1 protein-coding gene is annotated in these 626 nt (G+C 56.4%); it reads left to right on the top strand.

Annotated elements, in window-relative coordinates; translation table 11 throughout:
- A partial coding sequence (locus LIZ87_RS22085; RefSeq protein WP_227149229.1) for an electron transfer flavoprotein subunit beta/FixA family protein occupies positions 1 to 626 on the top strand: 626 nt, incomplete at both ends.

Below are 626 nucleotides of genomic sequence, written 5' to 3'. Positions count from 1 at the left end.
GTAAAGGGAACCCTGATCCGTGACGGGGTGCCCAGCATCTTAAACCCGGATGACGCCAATGCCTTAGAGGCGGCCCTGCAGTTAAAGGACAAGGACGAGAGCGTAGAGATCGCTGTCATCACCATGGGACCGCCACAGGCAACCTATATGTTGAGAGAGTGCCTTGCAATGGGGGCAGACGAGGCTTATCTGCTGAGCGACCGTGCCTTCGGCGGCGCAGATACCTGTGCAACCTCCACCACCATCGCAGCCGGCATCAGGAAAGTAGGAGGCGTGGATGTGATCTTTGCAGGCCGCCAGGCCATTGACGGAGATACTGCCCAGGTAGGCCCCCAGGTAGCCCAGAGACTGGGAGTTCCGGTTGTGACCTATGTACAGGACATCCGGATGGGAGACGGCAAGGTGACTGTCCAGAGACAGATGGAGGATGGCTATGAGGTCATCGAGGTACAGACCCCATGCCTGCTGACCTGCGTAAAGGAATTAAATGAGCCGAGATACATGTCCGTAGGGGCGATCGTAGACGCATACAAGAAGGACATCACGGTATGGAACCACAATGATGTAGAGCTTGATCCGGCAGACTGCGGATTAAACGCTTCCCCGACCCAGGTATTCCGTTCCTT

This window comes from Lacrimispora sp. 210928-DFI.3.58 (assembly GCF_020554865.1).
Taxonomy (GTDB): domain Bacteria; phylum Bacillota; class Clostridia; order Lachnospirales; family Lachnospiraceae; genus Enterocloster.
The sequence above is the reverse complement of the archived record's forward strand: the minus strand, read 5'-3'. Positions and strand labels throughout refer to the sequence as shown.